Genomic DNA, 19,231 nt, shown 5'->3' with positions numbered 1-19,231 from the left:
TGCGTTTTTATGGCAGCGTTATGGAAAAAAGGAACATAAGGAAGCCAATAGCAGCCATTATCGCAGTATATTCGAGCTTGAGCCCGGCGTATTTTGAGAGAAGCCCAGCTGCGCATATCACCATGAATGCAAGGAAGAATATCGGATAACGGTATTCCGAAGGCAATATCTTTTTCATCGTTACCATCATTTCTTTATATGTGCGCTATGTGCAGCAATGTTACGTCAAGCGGTATTCCAGCAGAGAGTGCCCTTATGTACAAGTCTACGAATACGAACAATATCAAGCTGGACCACGCCAAAGCCTCGTGGTGGGAATTGAATTTTGACTGGAGGTTGAAAAAGGAATTCTTCTGCTTTCCGGCAAACCTGCATCCGTAGCAGTCCATCCTGCCGCCCGTCAGGTGGCGAACGGCATGGCAGGAAAATACCCAAAGGGTAACCATTATGGCGTTTGCAAGAAGTATCAGGCTTGCAAGCCTTATTATGATCCCTCCGCCGAAAGTTATGGACAGGTAAAAATCATAGAAGAAAAATGGCAGTATCGCTACTCCGAAATACATGAAATACCTGTGCAGGTTTTCAACCCTGAAGAACTTTGTTTCGCCAGTATAATCCCTCGAGGCGGAATCCCCTCTGTTGTCGAGTGCGCAAGACACTGGATGCTTGAATATGTGCCTGTGATAGTCCTTCCTGTATGCGTAGCATGTGAGCCTGAATAAACCTACAAATGGGAGTACGAGTATAGTTGGCGAATAGAATGGGTCTATTATCCCGTGATATGGCTTGACAGGAAATTCCAGCATCATCGCTATTGTAAAAGCTATTAGGAATACAAAAGAGTAGAACCTCCAGTTAGGCTCTATGAACTCGGAAGGAAGTATGTTATGCAGAGATTTGTAAATTCCCAATCAATCAACTTTTGGTTTTTTTGATAGTTTCTTTAGGAACATCGCTATTGGGTCATAGTAGTTGTCAACTGCCCTTTCTTTCTCCTGTATTATTGCGTTGTCTGTTATCTTTATGTGCTCAGGGCATACCTCCTGGCAGCACTTTGTTATGTTGCAATACCCTAGGCCGCCCTCCTTGTTCAGGTACTTGGACCTGTCAACGGTATCCATCGGGTGCATGTCGAGCGATGCAGCTTTGATTACATGGCGTGGGCCCACATAGTCCTTTTTGTGCTCCCTTACGACGTGGCACACGTCCATGCACAGGAAGCACTCTATGCACGTCCTGAATTCCTTTGTCCTGTCTACGTCCATCTGCGGTATTATCCATGGGCTTTCTACGCCTTCTCTCGGCGTAAATCCTGGAATCTTGCGGTCAGTCTCAAAATTTTCAGAAACGTCAGTGACCAAGTCTTTTACCAACGGAAATGCTGCCATTGGCGCTACTTTTATCTTATCGCCAAGGATATCTATTCTTGTCTTGCACATGAGAGCGGGCCTGTTGTTTATTTCGGCTGCGCATGAGCCGCACCTTGCAGCCTTGCAATTCCACCTGACAGCCAGAGTCGTATCCATGTTTTCTGTAACATAGTTGACGGCATCCAGAACCACCATACCCTCTTTTACCGGAACCTCGTAGTCCACGAATTTGCCCTCTTCTCCGGATGCCGGATCCTTCCTGAATATGCTTATGGTGATCTTATCTTTCATTGATATACCTCGGGCTTTACAAGTTTCTTGAGTTCTACCGGCATTTCCTTGAGAGGCACGGTTGAAAGCGACATGCTTCCGTCGGCACTTATGCTGCATATTATATTCTTAAGCCATTCTTTCGACTTCTTTGGGTAGTCGCTCCTAGTATGGGCTCCCCTGCTCTCCTTGCGCATTATGGCGCTTCTGACTATGGCTTCAGTAGCTATGAGCATGTTGCCAAGCTCAAGGCAAGCCAGTAGGCCTTTGTTGTATACGAACTGGCCAGATACTCCGACATCCTTGAATTGTGATTTTATCGACTCTATAGTTTCAAGCGCATCCTGAAGGTCCTTTTCGTTCCTCATTATGCCCACATTGCTTGACATTTTTTCGCGCAGTTGTTCGATTAGCACATTTGGGTTCTTTCCTCCGGACTTTATGAAAGCTTTCACTTCGTTTATTGCTGAAGCCACATCGGCATCTTTAACTTTTCCCGGTTTTGCATTCTTGACGTATTTGCTTGCGGCCTCCCCTGTGCGCTTGCCGAAAACCAGTATGTCAGCCAGCGAGTTTCCGCCGAGCCTGTTGGCGCCATGAAGCCCTGAAGCAACCTCGCCTGCAGAGAAAACGCCTTTTATGTTAGTCGCACCGGTTTCTGCTTCTACCTTTATTCCACCCATCTGATAGTGCACAGTAGGACCAACCTCCATTTTTTCCTTTGTTATGTCCACGCCTGCAAATTCCTTGAACTGCGAATACATGCCTGGAAGCTTCTTTTTTATGAAGTCTGCACCCTTCTGGCTTATGTCAAGGTACACTCCTCCATGCTCCGTGCCTCTTCCGGCCTGTATTTCATAATATATTGATCGCGCCACAACGTCCCTTGCATCAAGCTCCTTCTTTTCTGGCGAGTACCTTAGCATGAAGCGCTCGCCCTTTGTGTTTGTAAGGATGCCACCCTCTCCACGCACGCCTTCGGTAACCAGCAGCCCTGCAACGCCAGGAGGATATACCATACCAGTTGGATGGAACTGTATCATTTCCATGTCCTGCAGTTCTACCCCTATTTTGTAAGCAAGCCCAAGCCCGTCTCCGGTTGATTCCCATGAATTGGAAGTGATCTTGAATACCCTACCACAACCCCCTGTCGATATTATGAGAGCCTTGGCCTTGAAAAGATAGAACTTGCCTTCGCGCATTGAAAGCCCTAGTGCGCCTGAGAACGAATCTCCGTCCTTGAAAAGCTTGGTGATGTATATCTCGTCCATCACCTTTACATTTTTATGTATTATCTGATCCTCTAACGTCCTTATTATTTCAAGCCCTGTCTTGTCGCCGACGTGGCAGAGCCTCCTGTATGTGTGGCCTCCGAAAGCTCTTTGCATTATCTTGCCTTCTTTGGTCCTGTCGAATATCGCGCCGAAGCGCTCCAGCTCGAAGACCCTTTCCGGAGCTTCTTTTGCCAGAAGCTCGGCCATGCGCCAGTTTGAAAGGTAAACGCCTTCGACCATAGTGTCTGAAAAATGCACCTGCCAGTTGTCCTTTGAATCTACGTTGCCGACGGAGGCTGCTATGCCGCCCTCAGCCATTACGGTATGGGCCTTGCCAAGCACGGATTTTGATATTATTACTGCATTCGCGCCGTTTGAAAGTGCTGCGAGAGCAGCACGCATGCCTGCACCGCCAGCGCCTATTATAAGTATGTCTGATTCGACAACCTCATATTCCGCCAAAATATTACCCTAAACCAATTAGACTATTTGATATAAAAAGAAATATAAACGTGATTTGATTTGCTAGGTAAATAATCGGCTTCAGTGCCGCATTTTCAGAAAAGCGTTTAAGATGTAATTCCGCAATTATTAACGTTGGTGTTTTCATGGATTATAGGATCGAGAAGGATGTTTTGGGAAGCGTAAGGATAGATTCCGAGGCTTATTACGGCTCTGAGACGGAGAGAGCAAGGATGAATTTCCAGATATCCGGGATAAGAGTGCAGGACGAATTCATTAGATTTTATGCAACGCTCAAGCGTGCTACAGCTTATGCAAATATGAAGGCTGGCAAGCTTGACAAAAAGAGGGCCGATGCCATAATGAAAGCCGCAGAGTTTGTAGCTTCAGACAATCTTTCCGACCAGTTTGTCCTTGACGTATTTCAGGCGGGCGCAGGAACGAGCACAAACATGAATGTCAACGAGGTAATAGCCAACAAAGCCATAGAAATTCTTGGCGGCAAAAAAGGCGACTACAAGATTGTGCATCCCAACGACCACGTAAACATGTCACAATCGACTAACGATACTTATCATTGCGTAATAAGGATATCGGCTTACGATTACATGGGCAAGTGGCTTATTCCGGCGCTTGACAATATCGAAAAGAGCCTTTCGGCAAAGGCAAAGGAGTTTTCACACATATACAAGATAGGCAGAACCCATCTCCAAGATGCTGTACCTATGACGCTTGGCCAGGAATTTCATGGCTGGGCTGGATCAGTTAAGCACGTGCGGGAAGAGCTTTCCAGGGCGCTGGGCTCGATGCTTGAGCTCCCTTTGGGCGGCACTGCAGTTGGCACCGGATTGAACACGCCCAAAGGCTATTCGGAATACGCAATAGCCGAGCTCAACAGGCTAACGGGGCACAGGTTCAAGAAATCGGCAAATACCTTCGCTGCAATGCAAAGCGAGCATGCAGAGCTTGAAGTAGCTAACGCGCTGGAGGATGTTGCAATAGCGCTCAACAGGATAGCCAACGATGTCAGGCTGCTTGGCTCAGGGCCAAGAGCCGGACTCAACGAGCTCGTGCTCCCTGCTGTGCAGCCGGGCTCTTCGATAATGCCAGGCAAGATAAACCCTAGCATGGCTGAGATGCTGAACATGGTGTGCTTCAACGTAATGGGCAGCATGCACACAGTGAGGGAAGCGGCCAACTCTGGCCAGCTCGAGCTGAACGTTTTCATGCCGGTTATAGCTTACAACCTGCTTTTCTCAGTTAAGATATTATCCAACGGCATCAACGCTTTCGATTCCAGATGCATAATAGGCATAAGGCCCAACAAAAGGGAGATTGCAAAAAACTTGGAGATGGACACCTCTTTGGTTACTGCGCTCAGCCCATACATAGGCTACGCCAAGGCAGCCGAGATAGCAGTCAAAGCCTATGACGAAGGCAAAAGCGTTAAGCAGGTATGCATTGAGATGAAAATAATGGAAAAGAGCAAGCTTGAAATGATACTGGACCCTAAGAAACAGGCAAATGATGGTAAAGAAAAATAGGGTTGGTTATTAAAAGCTGCAAATTCTATACTAGCGTTAAAATGGTGTAATAATGCCTACTGACGAAGACGTGCTTAAAGCTTACGAAACATCCAAGGGAGCAATAGAGATAATACCCAAGGTTAAAGTGGACAGCAGGGAGGATCTGGCGCTCAGGTATACCCCTGGAGTTGCGGTCATATCAAACGCAATAAAGAATGACAAATCCAAAGTTTATACATATACAGGAAAACCCAACAACGTGGCCATAATAACAGATGGCAGCAGGATATTGGGCCTCGGCAACATAGGCCCAGAGGCAGGGCTGCCGGTCATGGAAGCCAAGGCAATGCTCTTCAAGAAGTATGGAGGCGTTGATGCGGTGCCGATATGCCTGGACACGCAGGAGGAAGAGGCTATAATAAGCATCGTAAAGGCTCTGGCCCCGGGATTTGGAGGTTTCAATATCGAGGATATAGAGTCGCCCAAATGCTTCAGAATAGTAGACAGGCTTTCTAAAGAACTAGAAATTCCGATACTTCACGACGACCAGCACGGCACGGCAATGGTTGCAGTGGCTGCGCTTATAAACGCACTGAAGCTAGCAGGCAAGGATATAACAAAAATCAAAATAGTAATAAACGGAGCGGGAGCGGCAGGGATGGGCATAGTTAGGCTCTTGAGTTATATGAAAATAAAAAACATTTACGTAGTCGACACCGTAGGCGCTATATACGACGGGCGCAAGGAAAGAATGAACGAATTCAAGCAGGAAATAGCGACGCTGACCAATAGGGAAAAGCTGCAGGGAAGCCTTGCAGAAATAGCCGAAAAGGCTGACGTACTGATAGGGGTTTCGAGTGCGGGAGTTTTTACGAAAGAAATAATACAGAAAATGGCTGAAAAGCCGATAGTGTTTGCACTTGCAAATCCAGTACCTGAAATATCCTATAAGGACGCAAAAGATGCAGGGGCTTTCATAGTGGCAACCGGCAGATCCGATACTCCGAACCAGGTAAACAACGTGTTGAGCTTTCCGAACATAATGCGCGGCCTGCTTGATTCCGGAGCAAAACACGTTGATTATGACATGCTATATGAAGCTTCCAAGGCACTTGCAAAGTGCGTTGGCAAGGAGCTTGGCGTTGAACATATATTGCCTGCACCGTATAGCGCCAAGGAGATGATAGACGTGCTGTCTAGCGTGGCGAGCGCCGTGGCTGCTAGTGCCATAAAGTCGGGCAACTCAAGGCACAGCGAACTTGACATAAGCGCAATAAAGAAAAATGCCGCGAAGATAATAAAGAGGGAAATGAAGCTAGAAAAGGTTGCCACGAAAACCCAGGCATAATCAGCTTTTGAGCTTTACGAGTCGCGCCTTTTTTGTTATGAATAGTATTGGAGCTATTGCAAGCACTATGGCAGGCATTATCGATATTGCCATTATCGCTGCTGAGCCGTAACCCACTAGCGAATTTGATATAAGGACAAGAAAAACAGCCCATGCGAAAAGAGGGACTATCAAAAACGGCGCATATCTTGCTAACGCTTTAGAATCCGAATACTTTGGAAGGCCGTTAACTGGATATTTTGACAGGTCAAACATTGCCCACTTGTTGCATTTCGGGCAGCACATGTACCTTTTGCTGCCGAACCTTATTGAAGTGAGTGAAGCTCCTGGGATAAACTCGTAGTTGAACCGGTATTTGCACTTTGGGCATACAAGACCAGATGTTGGCAATTCAGCACCTGCATAGCTTTGAGCCTGATAAATAATAATAGTTTTTGCATCCAACTCTACGCGATTATAATGATAATATGCATAACAGGGATGCCTGGAGCAGGAAAAAGCCTCGTTGGAGAGATGCTCGCGACTAAGGGCTTCAAGGAAGTGGAGATGAGTGCATCGGTCAAGGAGAGGATGGCGGAGAACGGGATAGAAGTTAACAAGGACAGCATACGCAATTTCTCGCTGAACGCCAGAAAGGAATATGGCAATGACGTCGTGGCACGATGGACCATAGAAAAGATAAGGAAGCTCCCGGCAAAGGACATACTCATAGTGGGTCTCAGGAGCGCAGACGAGGCAAAGTATTTCAAGACGCTGGAAAACGTTACGATAATATCGGTGGTAGCCCCGAAGATGATGAGGTTCGACAGGCTCGTGGAGCGAAAGAGGGAAGACGACCCAAAAAATTATTCAGATTTTGAAAATAGGGAGGAGAAGGAAAAGCAGTTTGGGATAGCGAGCGCCATGGAGCATGCAAAGTACACCATAAGAAACTCGGGCAGCATCGATGAGCTCAGGAGCAAAGTCGAAAAAGTGCTCAATGAAATAGAGCAGCGCGAAAAGGAAGAAAAGGCAAAGGAGCACGGGAAGAAGAGCGCATGATATTGATGCAAAGCCAGATCACATTCAGCTTTAAGTATTCTGGGCGCTCAGAGGTGTGACATGTCGTTGTAGGTCATTAGCCCCCAGCCAGAATCGTCATATCTCAGCTCGCTTATGCCGGTATTCTTTGTGTGCAGAAAATCAAGAATCCTTGAATAATGCCCAATATCGATATCCGGGCCAAGCATGCACACGGTTATCATTGTTTTTATTACGGCACTGTGCGTGACTACAAGTACAGTGCCATAGTCTGTGCCCTCAAGGCGTTTTACGAATTTTCCCACCCTGGTTATGAAATCGTTCAGGTTTTCCGATTCCGGGTAGCGCCATTCTGGATTTTTGGCGTGTTTTTCTATCTCCTCAAGGATTTTCCCCACTTCAGGATCGTCCATTCGTTTGCCTACGAATTCCTTTGGCCTGATTATTTCCGCGAGCAAGTCATCGTATTCTATTTGCTTATTCAGCTTTTTGCCTATTATCTCGGCAGTCTGACGGGCTCTCGCGTAGGGGCTGGATATTATATAGTCTATATCGACGCTGGCCAGCTTTTTTGCGAGGGCTTCGGATTGCGCTATGCCTTCTTTTGAGAGCGGAGTATCAGGCGACTGATGCACAGCTGCGTTGTTTGCTTCTGTGTTGCCGTGCCGTGCAAGTATAACTTTCATTTGCTGCACCTATTTGCGGGTGCCTAGAGTAGCCATGCCGACGAGCTCATAAGCCAGCTTTGCTGCAAGATAGTCCGGAGCCCTAATCCCCGGTATTGGCGCAAGCTCTGAGATATCGGCACCTATAAGTTTTCTCCCTTTTAAGACCCCGGAGAGGATGTTAATTAGGCTTGTGTACCTCATGCCTCCGGGCTCTGGTGTTCCCACGCTTGGCATTTCAGATGGATCCAGCACGTCCAAGTCTATAGTTATGTAAACGTTCTTCTTTACGTGCTTGGATATAGATTCTGCTATCATCTTGTCCGACATGCTGCGCATATCTTTCATGTAGAGTATGTCTTTTGAATACTTAGAATAGCCCTGCTCGTCTATGCTCCTTACCCCTACGCTGTATGTGCTCTTGCACATATCCCTTATTCTAGCCATTACGCACGCGTGCGAATATTTGCTGTTCATGAATTCCTCACGCGAATCGGAATGTGCATCGAAATGCAGCACGCTGAAGTCATCTCCCGCATTGGCAATTGCCATGACCGCACCTAGCGCAACAGTGTGCTCGCCGCCGAGCAGAAGCGGGACCTTTCCGTCGTCTATTATTATGGATACTTCCCTTGCTATTCTTTTGACCATGGCCTCAGGGCCGCTCACGTCTGGCTCAAGCTGCTCCAGGGTATATATGCCAGCATCCGCAGGGGAAAAGCCGAGCTCTTCGCTGTATAGCTCAATATGCCTGCTGGCCCTTATTATGGCGTCGGGCCCGTCCCTGGAGCCTGAGCCGTAGCTCATCGTAGAATCGTAAGGCACAGGTAGTACCACGAATTTGGCTTTCTCGTAGCTTTGGTCTTCGAGCCCAAAAAGGTTATATGGGGCCGCAGAGTTCAATATTTGCATGGTTAAATATCCGGTTTAACTGATTTAAGCCTTTTCTAAACTGGCAATTTGGCCAGATCCGAACAAAGGCGATGGTTTTCGAAGGTGGGCAATAAACCGACTTAAGGTTGTTGCGATGCATGATGGAGATACAAACGCACCATACAAAAAGTATAAATAATAAGTGCATTACAACTTTCTAATCCAACTTGGATGTAGGCGCAAACTTACTTATGTCAAACAATGAAAATGCCAACCAGCTCTCTGAACCAATGCTATTTGAAGAAGAGGAGAAATACTACGAGACGCAGCACGGGAAAAAGCTGCTGAGCAGGGGCAGGAACAGGATAATAGCCACCAACAGGAGGCTCTTAGTGTTCACAGGATCAGGCTACAAATCGCTGTTTTATGACAAGATAGCGGCCCTCAACGTCAGGAAGGGCCAGAAATTGGAGATAAGCCTTGTGGGAGGCAAAGAGCCAGAGGTTTTCAGCGTAAGCAGGAAGGGCGCTCTGGGACTGTTTGAAGTGGTAAGCAGAATGATAAGCCTCAGCAGCGACGCACGCATGGCTTACGCCATAGGCACCCTGGAAGCACAGAAGAGCATGATGGCAAAGCAGCAGGCAGTGGCTATGGAAGTAGGAGCCAGGCACGTCATGGAATACATTTCAGAAGAAACCCATGAAGAAAAAGCAACTGCAGCAAAGCAGCGCATGGACGCTTATGCGGAAGACTATTCGAAGAAGCAGATGGTGAGCGTAAACGCAAAGAACAGCGAGGGCAAACAGCTCAACGTAAGCTTCAACTTTATACCTAAGATAAAGAGCACCATATACAGTGCGATGGGCTCAGAAGCCCTGTACACGCTTACGCACGGCGTTTATTCGAGGAGCAGCGCGGTCGCAGGAATGCTGTATGGCAATGCAAAAAGCGCAGGATCAAGCCTTTCAGCAACAATAGCGAGCACGATAAAGCAGAGTGTAATGGAAGAGGTTGCAAGGAACGCTTATGCAATGAGGTATGTGGCGCTCGATAACATAAGCCACACGGTAGTGCTCGAAGGGAATACATCTGCATACGCCAGCTCTGATTGCCTTTGCTTCCCTGATCTCAGCATAGAGGAATTTACGAGCAACGTTTATCAGGAATTCGGCGAGAGGCTGGTTAGCGGCCATGTAGAAGCAGTTGCAAGCGAAAAAGATCACAAGGCAGAAACGCCGCGCATGGAGAAGGCAGAAGGCTTCGGGCTTCTGAGGAAGGAAGAAGCTGAGAAAAAGAGCAACGTTGAAGAAGAGCGCCAGAGCCTGGAGATTAAGAATGCCCTTGATGCACACAAGCAGGAAGTAGCAAAGAAGATACTGGGAAACTCGATCATATTCAACGCCAGGGCCCTCAACGAGAAGAAAAAGAAGGAAAAGAAAATATTCGAGCATTTCGTGACATCCTCCCACGACTGAAGTCGTAGGCTTCCAATAGTGGCTTTTTGATTGGTCATCTTGAACCACCAAGTATAGTTCCTGATTCAACGACGGCTGCCTCCTGTAGCTGAGGTCTTACAACGTCTCCAGAGGCGTTACTTCCCGCAAGTCCTGCGGTAGTCAGGATATTTATTGAGGCATTCAAATCTCTGTCCTTTGACATCCCGCATTTCTGACAGAGAAATGTCCGTTCACTCAATTCAATATCCTGTATATTTCCACAATCACTGCACGTTCTAGAGGTGTTCTTTGGATTCACTCCAACTACCCTGCAACCAGCACTTTCAGCCTTGTAGCAGAGGTATTGGATGAAGTTCCCCCAAGAAACATCTGTAATCTGTCTTGCAAGATGATGATTCTTCATCATATTTGCAATCTTCAGTTCCTCGTATGCAATTAATGAGTATGAATTGACGAGATGATGGGATGTCTTGTGAAGGAAGTCATCCCGCTGCCTTGCGATGTGTCCTGAAATCCTCGCAAGTTTTATCTTTGCCCTTCTCCTGTTCTTGCTTCCCCTATTTTTATTCGAGAGCCTTCTCTGAATCATTTTCAATTTATCTATGGATTTATTCGAGATTCTTGGATTTGGAATCTTCGTTCCGTCCGACATGGTTGCATATTCTTTGAGCCCCAAGTCAATCCCTACCTGTGGTTTATTGTTCGAGAACAGTGGTGTTTCCCCATTTTCTACCGAAAACGTGATATACCATTCCTGCGATTTTGTCTGTTTTATCGCCATTGTTTTTATCTTTCCCTCCATGTCCCTGTGATTGACGAAATTTATTCTTCCGATTTTTGAAATGAAAACCTTCTTCTTTTCTGGTTTGAATCCAGATTGCGGGTATGTCAGCGAGGATATATATGATTTGGATCTTGGAAAACCGACCTTGATTTTCTTTCCATGTTTTCTTTCCTTTATTCTCCTGAAGAAGTTCTGGTATGCCTTTGAAACCCTGTCTGCGATGTTCTGGCAGACCTGCGAATAGAGTTCGTTGAATTCCGGATTCTTTTTCTTGAGTTTTGTTATCCATTTGTTCATGTCGTATTTCGTGAACGCCTTTCCAGTTTCCTTGAAGTGCTTTTGTGATTGCTCAAGAAGGAGATTGTAAATTTGTTTCGATAGGTACATCTGGCGGTTGAGTGCCGACTTCTGCGATTGCGAAGGATACGCCCTATATCTGTATGTCTTTTTCAAGATGACCATGTTATCTACGCAATTAAATTTTATACGCCTTGCTATTCTGCGGTTCGCTCTCATCCCACCTCTGAAGAGTGTGGGTTTTCCCGCTCACTTTGATAAATAGCAAAACGACCGACTGATTCTGTTTGCTGCAGCAGTTGCAGCAAACAATTTTTAATCTATAGCTGAAATATATTAGCTGTCAGCCGCGCTTCTTGCCGGCATGCGATGTGATTATTTGCCTTATGATCCGAAAGAAGAGGAAAAATGGAACGATTACTGGCTAAAGGCCGAGATGTTCAACTTCAACAAAGATGAAACTTCAAAACCCCTATTCGTAATAGACACCCCTCCGCCGAACACAACAGGAAGCCTGCACATGGGCCAGGCATATTGGGTATGCTACATCGATGCCATTGCACGCTACCGGAGGGCCAAAGGATATAACGTGCTATACCCGCAGGGATGGGACACGCAGGGATTCCCGACAGAGATAGAAACTGAAAAGAAATACGGAAGAAACATGCCAAGGGAAGAATTCTACAACAAATGCGTGGAAGTGGCAAATTCAAACATAAAGGTTCTCAAGGAGGGGATGAGATACCTGGGCGCATCATTCGACGAGCGCTACGAGTACGCGACCATGAGGGAAGACTACAGAGCCAAGGTACAAAAGTCGCTGCTGCTCATGAACAGCAAAGGGTTCGTTTACAGGGCGGACCATCCCGTGGAATGGTGCCCGCACTGCGGCAGTTCAATAGCCAGGGAGGAAACCGAAGAGAAGCAAAGGGACACCAAGCTCAGCCATGTAAGGTTCGCTTCGCCAGGAAAGTCTGAAGAGGACATAATAATAGCCACGACAAGGCCGGAATTGATGCACGCGTGCGTAGCCGTAGCAGTAAATCCTTCCGACAGCAGATACAAGAAGATGGTGGGCCACAGGGTCTCTGTGCCGCTGGCAGGCAGGGATGTGAAGATAATAGCCGACGACAGCGTAGACAAGGATTTTGGTACCGGCGCCGAGATGGTTTGCACATTCGGAGACAAGCAGGACGTCATGATGTATTACAAGCACAAGCTGGATCTTATAAGGGCAGAGGACCAGAACGGAAGGCTTCTCAACGCAGGCAAGTACACAGGAATGAAGGTCAATGAGGCTCGCGAGGAGGTCCTGAAGGATCTTGACGCTGCGCATCTGCTGGTCAAGAGCGATGTGATAAGCCAGACGGTAAAGATTCACGACAAATGCGGAACCCCCGAAGAGCTGATATCCGAAATGCAATGGTTCCTTAAAACCAAGGAGCATTCGGAAAAGATAAAGGAGATGGCGTCGCAGATGCACTGGATACCCGAAAGCTCTGCGCAAAGGCTTTATGATTGGGCAAACTTCATAGAGTGGGACTGGAACATATCAAGAAACAGGGTATTCGGAACGCCGATACCGTTCTGGTACTGCGCGGATTGCGGCGAAACCATAGCTCCGGAAGAATCCATGCTGCCAGTGAATCCCGCGGTCGAAAAGGCCCCTGTTGAAAAATGCCCGAAGTGCGGATCATCCAACATAGAGGGTGAAAAGAACACGTGCGACGTGTGGGTCGATTCGGGAATTACGCCGATGCTTATAAGCGGATGGCCTGACGACAAGGAGTTCTTCAAGTCGGCGTTCCCTCCGGCTGTGCGCATACAGGGAACTGACATAATAAGGACGTGGGCATTTTATACCATATACAGGACATGGGCCATAACCGGGAGCAAGCCCCTTGAGACAATGCTTACGCACGGAATGGTGCTGGGCCCTGACGGAAGGGAGATGCACAAGAGCTTAGGCAATGGCGTTGACCCGCTGGATCTTGCAAAGCAATACTCCATAGACAGCGTAAGGCTGTGGGTTGCGCTCAGCGGAGCCACGCATAAGGACAAGGTCTTCTCCCACGAGGATGTGAAATACGCGAAAAGCTTCATAGTCAAGGCTTACAATTCGGCTGTTTTCGTAAGGAACGCGATAGGCGAGAACAAGATCCCTGAAGAGCCACCGCACAACGACATCAACATTTTTGACGCGTGGATACTCACAAGGCTCAACGCAGTCCTTGAAGGCGCGGACAAGGATTACGAGGCATACAACATTTACGATGCAGCCACCAAGCTGGTAAATTTCTTCTGGCACGAATTCTGCGACTATTACATAGAGAACGTAAAGCACAGGATATACGACACCAGCAAGAAGGGCGAGGGCAGCAAGATCGCAGCGATATTCACCCTCAGGCACGTTCTCATGGAATCCCTAAAGGCTCTTGCACCGATAATACCGCATGCAACAGAGGAGATAAATGCGATGTTCAGCGAGAGCAGCATAATGCTCGAGAAGTTCCCGAAGCACGCAGCCCAGGACAAGCCAAACGGCTACGTAATAAACGGATTCATATTTGAGAGCGGGGTCGTAGCAGAGGATATAGACAGCGCAGGAAACCTTCTGAATGACATAATAGCGATAGTCAGGAAGAGCAAGAGCGATTCCAAGCTGGCCCTCAACGCATCGGCCAAGCTAATAAATATAAATGTTCCTGCGGAATATTATAATACTGTCAATTCCTCGAAGGATGAATTGAAGAGCATTTGCAAGGCGGAAAAGATCGACATCAAGGAATCGAAGGAGTTTTCCGTGAAGGTTGAATTCTGAGCGTTTCAGGAACCAATAAATATATTTACACCTCAAAGGCTCTTACGTTTGTTTATAAATCACACTGAGTGTTGCAATGGCAAGGATGCATACTAAAAAGAAGGGAAAGTCCAAGTCCAGGAAGCCCATACTTGAACAGGGCGCAAAGATAGAAGGAGCTGAGGAGAACAAGGAGCAGATAATAAAGCTCGCTGTTGACTATGCCAAGCAGGGCATGCCTCCGGCTCTTATAGGAGAGAAGCTCAAGAAGGAGCACAACGTCCCGTATGTAAGGCACATATTGGGCAAGAAGCTGGAGCAGGTGCTCAAGGAGAACGGGATAGAGGAGAGCATGCCATACGACATGCTTGAGCTCATGAAGAAGGCGGTAAACCTCAGGAAGCACATGGCTAAGAACAAGCAGGACGTGAACAACAGGATAAGATTAAACAGGATAGAGGCCAAGATATGGAGGCTCACCAAGTATTACATAAGGGAGGGAGTCCTTCCAGAGAAGTGGAGGTACAACCCGCAGCAGGCTGAGCTGCTAGTAAAGGGCCACTGAGGTATTTTTATGGCACTTCAAAAAACCGTAGACACATGGAAGCTTAAGAAATGGTTCACAGTATACGCCCCGAAGGAATTCAACGAGGCGCAGATAGCGGAAATGCCTGCCAGCGACGAAAGCAGCATCGTAGGCAGGAACATAAGGATAGGGCTATCTGCAATAACCAACAACCCATCGCACGCTTATACCGAAGTCGTGCTTAAGGTTACGGATGTCAACGGCGAGGCCGCGCATACCAAGGTGCTCAGGATTGAGCAGCTCTACAGCTACATAAGATCCCTTGTGAGAAGGTACAAGAGCGTCAGCGACGGCGTCTTCAACGTATCTACGAGCGACGGCATAAAGGAGGTAGCCAAAGTCCTCATAATAACAAGGGGAAGAACTGCGCACACAAAATTAGTCGGAATGAGAAAGGAAGCCAAGGTTTTCCTGGAGGCTTATTTTAAGGAGAAGACACTCAAGGAAGCCATAGACAGCGTGATAGACGGAAAGCTGCAGGGAGAGCTTGGAGCCAAGGTTGCGCACATAGCCCCCGTAAGCAAAGTCGAGATAAAGAAGTTCGAAGTGAAGGGCTAAAGCCCTTTATGCGCTTTTTTTGTTTTTACAGGCTTAGCTGCTTCCGACAAAAAGCACGCCTATTGTTATTATTATTACTCCCACCCATCTCAATGGAGGGACGTTTTCAGCTAGCAGCGTAGCCGCAAGAATCACTGCGAATATGTAGCTCAGGCCTCCGACGCTGTAGGCCCAGCTCAGGTTTGCCCTTGTAAGCACGTAGAAGTAAATAAGCGTGGATATGAAGTAGGCGAGTATGCCGAAGCCTATTATATATAGAATATGCACCGAAAGCGCATATTTGAAGAGTATCTGGCCGACTGCTCCCAGGAATGTTGACCCCACGAGCATGGTTATGTTTTCGGCCTTTTTTCTTTCCATGGGATCACGCGTACGATACTGCTATAAGCGCTATGCCTGCGAAGACCAGCGCTATGCCTATGACCCTTTTGATGTTAAGAGGCTCCTTCAGGAACTTTGCGGAAAAAAGCGCAACAAATATGAAACTGCTGGCGAATATCGGATATACAACTGAAAGCGGGGCCTTTGAGAGAGCGTACAAGTATATTACAAGGCTCCCGAAATAGGCCGCTATGCCCAAAAGGATCTTCTTGTTGGTGAAAAGCGACTTTATTATCTTTGGTATTGTCATCTTGCCCTTCTCGAGCTCTGATTTGAACAGCGTTTGGGCAAATGATACTATTACGGCAGCAATAAGGGTTATAAATATGATTAAGTATATTGTAATCATTCGAACCACAAGTTGTTATGATGGAGAATGCAGCTGCCTTTGTAGTTTCACTTCTGACAGTTATAATAATAGTAGTGACGATTGCCATATTTATGCTTTATGGGGCAGGCAGTTATTTCTACGCCGGAGCCGTTATATCAATAGCTCTTGGATTTATCGACACGTGGCTGGTTTCCAGGGAAAAGCCATACGCCACGGAAATGAGGCACGTTTCTGCCAAGAGGAAAAACAGAAGGAACAGGAAAGCCAGCAAAAGATAGTTTATATAGGCCGTTTTCATGAACACGCTCATAATAGCAGAAAAGCCAAGCGTAGCGCTTAGGATAGCGATGTCCCTGGGCAACGGGGAGCAGAAGCGCGTAGCCAACGGCAAGACCAGCTATTACAAGATAGACAAGGGAGAGGAAACCATCTATGTTGCTCCGGCCGTAGGGCACCTTTTTACCATAAGGCAGGTGGGCTACAAGAGAGGCTATCCAGTGCTTGACGTTGAGTGGGCTCCCTCCTATTCCGCAAGCAAGAGCTCTGCCTTCACGAAGCAGTACCTTGACACAATATATGAAGTGGCCAAGAAGTGCTCGTACTTCATAAACGCGTGCGACTACGACATAGAGGGCACGGTAATAGGAACAAACATAATAAAGGAGGTCACTAAGCAGCCAGTAGATAAGCTAAGGTCCTACGCTAAGAGGATGAAGTATTCGACAACCACCACAAAAGATTTGCTAGATTCTTACAATAACATGTCAGAGCTGGACCTGGAAAACTTCTACGCTGGAGAGACCAGGCACATGCTTGACTGGATATGGGGCATAAACCTAAGCAGGGCGCTCACACAGGCGCTTGGCAGCGCTGGAGGGGGCAAAGCGCTCAGCATAGGAAGGGTACAGGGACCCACCCTTGCGATACTAGCCAGGAGGGAAAATGAGATTTCCGAATTCAGGCCAGAACCGTTCTGGCGCGTCACCGCAGTAATAGACGGCACAGAGTTCGCAAACACAAGGGGCGACATGAAAGACAAGGCAGTCGCAGAAAAGGCTTACGAAGAAAGCATGAAGGCAAAGGACGAAGCAAAAATAACCAGGGTAGTTTCAAAGGATGAGCCGCGCTGGCCTTATCCCCCATTTGACCTGACGTCGCTCCAGCTCGAAGCCAGCAGAGTCTTCAGATTGGATCCGTCGCTGACGCTCTCGATAGCCCAGAAGCTTTACGAGCGCTCTTATATTTCTTACCCGAGGACATCTTCACAGAAGTTGCCTTATACCCTAGGCCTTCCTGGAATAATAAAGTCGCTGGGAGAAAACCCCGAATATGCCGAAATCTCCCGAAACTTAACTTCGGAGAATAGGTTCAAGCCGCTTGAAGGCAAGAAGACCGACGAAGCCCACCCAGCCATATTCCCAACTGGAGTAAGACCCAGGGATCTATCAAAGCAGGAGGAAGAGGTCTACGATCTCATAACCAGGAGATTCCTTTCGTGCTTTGCCGCGCCTGCAAGCGTTGCCAGGGTTAAGGTAGAAGCCGACATAGGTGGAGAAAAATACTCGGCTTCCGGAGCCACGATAAAGGAGAGGGCATGGCTTGATTATTACAGATACGCTTCAATAGAAGAGAAGACAGTCGCAAATTTCACAGAAGGCAGTATGCACAAAGCCGAAGGCATAAAGATGGATAGCCTTAAGACTAAGCCACCTAAGAGATACACCAAAGCGGGCATAATAGCCGAGCTTGAGCGCAAGGGGCTTGGCACCAAGGCCACTAGGGCAAGCATAGTCGATACGCTTTTCAGGAGGGAATATGTTGAGGGCTCAAGCATATCGGTTACGAGCTTCGGGATGAGCGTCTACAACTCATTGCTGAAGAACTGCCCTATGATACTCGACGAGAAAACTACAAAGGAGCTTGAGGACGACATGGAAGAGATATCCGAGCGCAAGAAGAGCGAAGCAGAGGTATTGGAGCAGGGCAAGAAGATGCTTCTCAACGCGCTGGAAACTTTCGATAAGAACATGCAGCAGGTATCGAATGACCTAAAGGTGGGTTTTATGGAGGCCAGCATTCTCGGCAAATGCCCGAAGTGCGGCACCGGAGATCTCATAATAAGGCATTCAAGGATAGGCAAACAGTTCGTCGCGTGCACCAATTATCCGAAATGCACCAACACTTATCCGCTCGTCCAGAAGGCTAAGATAGTGCCCACTGGCAGAGTATGCGAATACTGCCATACACCCATAGTTAAAGTGATAAGGAAGGGAATGAGGCCTTTTGAAATGGACCTGGATCCGCAGTGTCCGAACAGGCCGGTAACGTTCAGGAGCAAGAGCAGCGAAGAAGGCCAGACGGCAGAACAAAAAACACCTCAAATACCTCAGAAGGAGGAAAGCCCGGAACCTAAGAAAGCAGCAAAGAAGGCAGCCAAGCCAAAGGTAGTGGCGCCGAAAAGAAAGGCGAAAAAGGCACCGCAGAAAAAGAAAACACAAAAGAAATCGGATAAAAATAAACAAGGCGAAACCAATGAGAATTGACCTGCCGGAACCGTACAATAAGATGAAGAGAGCGCCGCAGGTGATACTGCCAAAGGACATAGGGATAATAATAGCTTACTCTGGAGTGAACAGGGAAAGCGTATGCGTGGATGCGGGCACTGGAAGCGGATGGCTTGCCGTCGGCCTTGCCAGAATAGCCAAGAAAGTGATAAGCTATGAGCTAAGGGAGGACTTCATAAAGATAGCCGAAAAAAACAAGGCAATGGAGAACCTGCAAAACCTGGAGATAAGGCACGGCGATATAACCAAAGATCTCAAGGAGAAGAATGTCGACATAATTACCCTTGACATGCCCAGCTCAGAAAAGGCCATACCACGGGCCAGGAAAGCGCTGAAGGAAAATGGAGTCATTGTTGGATATACGCCGCACATGGAGCAGGTGGTGAAATTCGCGGCAAAGCTTGAAAAGAGCGGGTTTACCGACATAAGAACCTACGAATGCATATTGAGGGACATGCTGGTCAGGCCCGAAGGAATGAGGCCTTCCACAAAGGGCGTGTGGCATACGGCATATTTGGTATTTGCAAAAAAAGGCATGATGCACGAAGCTAAAGCAGAGCGTGCACAATAAGACATTATTTTATAAGTGGGGTTGAGGCGTATGTTTCCATACGCCCCGGGTGGATGAGAATAGGGTTGTTATAGAAAAAGCATATTAGCGTAGG

Annotated in this window: 20 protein-coding genes; 10 read left to right on the top strand and 10 right to left on the bottom strand. The window is 47.5% G+C overall.

Translation table 11 applies throughout. The features are described 5' to 3' along the window. Positions 1–7: 7 nt before the first annotated feature. The 4 genes from Micr_RS01660 to Micr_RS01645 are packed head-to-tail and all read right to left on the bottom strand — an operon-like array spanning position 8 to position 3,376. Positions 8–178, bottom strand: coding sequence for a hypothetical protein (locus Micr_RS01660; protein ID WP_203134928.1), 171 nt, complete (start codon positions 176–178; stop codon positions 8–10). Between the two features lie 16 nt (positions 179–194). Beyond that, positions 195–911, bottom strand: coding sequence for a succinate dehydrogenase (locus tag Micr_RS01655; RefSeq protein WP_203134927.1), 717 nt, complete (start codon positions 909–911; stop codon positions 195–197). After that, the gene (locus Micr_RS01650; RefSeq protein ID WP_203134926.1) at positions 912–1,661 is read right to left on the bottom strand and encodes a succinate dehydrogenase/fumarate reductase iron-sulfur subunit; all 750 of its coding nucleotides are present in this window, start codon (positions 1,659–1,661) and stop codon (positions 912–914) included. It lies immediately after the preceding gene. Further along, positions 1,658–3,376, bottom strand: coding sequence for an FAD-binding protein (locus Micr_RS01645; protein ID WP_203134925.1), 1,719 nt, complete (start codon positions 3,374–3,376; stop codon positions 1,658–1,660). Before Micr_RS01645 ends, Micr_RS01650 begins: the two co-directional genes overlap by 4 nt. 146 nt (positions 3,377–3,522) lie before the next feature. Between Micr_RS01645 and Micr_RS01640 the strand changes: the two genes are divergently transcribed. Both Micr_RS01640 and Micr_RS01635 read left to right on the top strand, forming a co-directional pair. Next, on the top strand, positions 3,523–4,920 hold the full coding sequence (locus tag Micr_RS01640; protein ID WP_203134924.1) for an aspartate ammonia-lyase: 1,398 nt from the start codon (positions 3,523–3,525) through the stop codon (positions 4,918–4,920). Between the two features lie 52 nt (positions 4,921–4,972). Further along, positions 4,973–6,250 (top strand): NAD(P)-dependent malic enzyme, encoded by a 1,278-nt coding sequence (locus Micr_RS01635; RefSeq protein ID WP_203134923.1) that lies wholly within the window; start codon positions 4,973–4,975, stop codon positions 6,248–6,250. Here Micr_RS01635 and Micr_RS01630 read toward each other — a convergent pair whose 3' ends face one another. Continuing rightward, positions 6,251–6,640: a hypothetical protein gene (locus Micr_RS01630; protein ID WP_203134922.1), complete on the bottom strand. Its 390-nt coding sequence runs from the start codon at positions 6,638–6,640 to the stop codon at positions 6,251–6,253. A gap of 69 nt (positions 6,641–6,709) precedes the next feature. Between Micr_RS01630 and Micr_RS01625 the strand changes: the two genes are divergently transcribed. Continuing rightward, positions 6,710–7,291, top strand: coding sequence for an AAA family ATPase (locus Micr_RS01625; RefSeq protein ID WP_203134921.1), 582 nt, complete (start codon positions 6,710–6,712; stop codon positions 7,289–7,291). 47 nt (positions 7,292–7,338) lie between these two features. On the opposite strand, the gene Micr_RS01620 is transcribed toward Micr_RS01625, so the two are convergent. Both Micr_RS01620 and speB read right to left on the bottom strand, forming a co-directional pair. Further along, a complete protein-coding gene (locus Micr_RS01620) occupies positions 7,339–7,956 on the bottom strand; it encodes a histidine phosphatase family protein (RefSeq protein ID WP_203134920.1) in 618 nt (205 codons plus the stop codon). Between the two features lie 9 nt (positions 7,957–7,965). Further along, positions 7,966–8,847: an agmatinase gene (gene speB / locus Micr_RS01615; protein ID WP_203134919.1), complete on the bottom strand. Its 882-nt coding sequence runs from the start codon at positions 8,845–8,847 to the stop codon at positions 7,966–7,968. Between the two features lie 212 nt (positions 8,848–9,059). Between speB and Micr_RS01610 the strand changes: the two genes are divergently transcribed. Next, positions 9,060–10,283: a hypothetical protein gene (locus Micr_RS01610; RefSeq protein WP_203134918.1), complete on the top strand. Its 1,224-nt coding sequence runs from the start codon at positions 9,060–9,062 to the stop codon at positions 10,281–10,283. Between the two features lie 34 nt (positions 10,284–10,317). Here the strand turns inward: Micr_RS01610 and Micr_RS01605 are convergent, their stop codons facing one another. Further along, a complete protein-coding gene (locus tag Micr_RS01605) occupies positions 10,318–11,511 on the bottom strand; it encodes an RNA-guided endonuclease InsQ/TnpB family protein (protein ID WP_203134917.1) in 1,194 nt (397 codons plus the stop codon). A gap of 214 nt (positions 11,512–11,725) precedes the next feature. Between Micr_RS01605 and Micr_RS01600 the strand changes: the two genes are divergently transcribed. From Micr_RS01600 to Micr_RS01590, 3 genes are all read left to right on the top strand, one after another. Then, positions 11,726–14,167, top strand: coding sequence for a valine--tRNA ligase (locus tag Micr_RS01600; RefSeq protein WP_203134916.1), 2,442 nt, complete (start codon positions 11,726–11,728; stop codon positions 14,165–14,167). A gap of 76 nt (positions 14,168–14,243) precedes the next feature. Further along, positions 14,244–14,711: a 30S ribosomal protein S15 gene (locus Micr_RS01595; protein WP_203134915.1), complete on the top strand. Its 468-nt coding sequence runs from the start codon at positions 14,244–14,246 to the stop codon at positions 14,709–14,711. 9 nt (positions 14,712–14,720) lie between these two features. Next, complete coding sequence (locus Micr_RS01590) at positions 14,721–15,290, top strand: hypothetical protein (protein WP_203134914.1); 570 nt, start codon at positions 14,721–14,723, stop codon at positions 15,288–15,290. A gap of 33 nt (positions 15,291–15,323) precedes the next feature. Here Micr_RS01590 and Micr_RS01585 read toward each other — a convergent pair whose 3' ends face one another. Continuing rightward, positions 15,324–15,650, bottom strand: coding sequence for an EamA family transporter (locus Micr_RS01585; protein ID WP_203134913.1), 327 nt, complete (start codon positions 15,648–15,650; stop codon positions 15,324–15,326). 4 nt (positions 15,651–15,654) lie between these two features. Then, positions 15,655–16,020 (bottom strand): EamA family transporter, encoded by a 366-nt coding sequence (locus tag Micr_RS01580; protein ID WP_203134912.1) that lies wholly within the window; start codon positions 16,018–16,020, stop codon positions 15,655–15,657. 17 nt (positions 16,021–16,037) lie between these two features. Between Micr_RS01580 and Micr_RS01575 the strand changes: the two genes are divergently transcribed. The 3 genes from Micr_RS01575 to Micr_RS01565 are packed head-to-tail and all read left to right on the top strand — an operon-like array spanning position 16,038 to position 19,137. Continuing rightward, complete coding sequence (locus Micr_RS01575) at positions 16,038–16,280, top strand: hypothetical protein (RefSeq protein WP_203134911.1); 243 nt, start codon at positions 16,038–16,040, stop codon at positions 16,278–16,280. Positions 16,281–16,298: 18 nt separating this feature from the next. Beyond that, positions 16,299–18,545, top strand: a complete 2,247-nt coding sequence (gene topA, locus Micr_RS01570; RefSeq protein WP_203134910.1) for a DNA topoisomerase I — start codon at positions 16,299–16,301, stop codon at positions 18,543–18,545. Beyond that, positions 18,535–19,137, top strand: coding sequence for a tRNA (adenine-N1)-methyltransferase (locus Micr_RS01565; RefSeq protein WP_203134909.1), 603 nt, complete (start codon positions 18,535–18,537; stop codon positions 19,135–19,137). The genes topA and Micr_RS01565 overlap by 11 nt, the downstream gene beginning before the upstream one ends. The last annotated feature ends 94 nt before the right edge of the window (positions 19,138–19,231 follow it).

This window comes from Candidatus Micrarchaeum sp. (genome assembly GCF_016806735.1).
Lineage (GTDB): Archaea > Micrarchaeota > Micrarchaeia > Micrarchaeales > Micrarchaeaceae > Micrarchaeum_A > Micrarchaeum_A acidiphilum_A.
Note: the sequence above shows the minus strand (reverse complement) of the source record. Positions and strands in the feature narration are given on the sequence as shown.